The organism is Sulfitobacter sp. 1A13679 (assembly GCF_043557115.1).
In the GTDB taxonomy this organism is placed as follows: domain Bacteria; phylum Pseudomonadota; class Alphaproteobacteria; order Rhodobacterales; family Rhodobacteraceae; genus Sulfitobacter; species Sulfitobacter faviae.
Window position 1 is genome coordinate 1 of record NZ_JBIFFO010000063.1, and the last position, 1341, is coordinate 1341.

Annotated in this window: 1 protein-coding gene; it reads right to left on the reverse strand. The window is 56.5% G+C overall.

Translation table 11 applies throughout. The features are described 5' to 3' along the window. Nucleotides 1-71: 71 nt before the first annotated feature. Nucleotides 72-1201, reverse strand: a protein-coding gene (locus ACGYLA_RS19530) for an IS3 family transposase (protein ID WP_394434637.1) whose coding sequence is annotated in 2 segments (ribosomal slippage) — nt 72-958 and nt 958-1201 — 1131 coding nt in all. Because the reading frame shifts where the segments join, the coding sequence is not laid out codon by codon here. Between the last annotated feature and the right edge of the window lie 140 nt (nt 1202-1341).

Sequence of the window (1341 nt, forward strand, 5' to 3'; positions counted from 1 at the left end):
CGTCACACATCCGCTTGGCGCAGAAGGCGTGACTGGACCTGTCGCGTTTTTGTGCCGCCCCACGTGCTCGTTTAGGCCACTTTCCTTTCGAAAGCGACCGGGCTTTTCCAACCCAGTGCTGAGTGCCGCCTTCGCGGATTGTAGAAGCCGTTGATGTATTGGAAGATGGCCAGCTCTGCTTCTCTTCGCGTATGCCATGGTCTCCGCCAGATCAGCTCTGCCTTGATCGTCTTGAAGAAGGTCTCGACGGCAGAGTTGTCATAACAATTGCCCTTGCCGCTCATCGATACCATGAACCCATGGTGGCGCAGAAGCTTCTGGTAGTCGTGCGAACAATATTGCGACCCACGATCGGTGTGATGGATGCAGCCCTTGGGCGGCTGCCGCAGCGCAACAGCCATTTTCAATGCCCGGATTGCCAGGTCGCGCTTCATCCGGTTGCTCACCGCCCAACCGATCACCCGGCGTGAATGCAGATCGAGGATAACCGCGAGATACAACCACCCTTCACGGGTCCACACATAGCTGATGTCACCTGCCCACTTCTGATTGGGTCCCTCCGCCTGGAAGTCACGGTTCAGCAGGTTGGGCGCAATGTTGAAGGCGTGATTACTATCCGTTGTCACCTTGTATCTCTTCGATCTCTCGACCCGTATGCCATTCTCACGCATCAATCTGCCAACCCGACGATGGCCGACATTCAAGCCCAGCTCTTTCAATTCTTCCGTCATCCTCGGTCGTCCATAGCTGCCCAAGCTTAGACGGGATTGCTCCTTGATGTGGGCCAGCACGACCATGTCAGTCCTCTGTCTTTGGCTGGCAGGGCGGTTGCGATAGGCGCGCAGGCCGCGTGAGCTGACACCCAGCACGTCACACATCCGCTTGGCGCAGAAGGCGTGACGGTGTTCTTCGATGAACCGAAACCTCATGGCTTTTGCCCCGCGAAGAACTGCGTTGCCTTTTTTAGAATCTCCCTCTCCTCCTTGAGAATGCGGTTCTCTCGCCGAAGCCGTTCATTCTCCCGGGCAAGTTCCAAGTCCTTGTCAGGCACCACATTGGTGTCACGATGCGCCGTCACCCACTTGTTCAGCGTCGATAAGCCAATATCCAAATCTGAGGCAACTTGCCTGCGTGTCAGCCCGCTTGTCAGCGCGATCCGCACCGCATCAGCGCGGAATTCGTCCGTGCGTTTCGTTCCCATAGTTCGTCTCCTTTGCTGCAATAAATGCTATCAAAGGAGCGGCATCAAACCGTGACACGTCCATTGCGCGTGAGCTGGATGCGCTGGTGCGGATCTACGGTAAACCCGGATGCATAGTCAGCGATCGAGCCATTGGAACG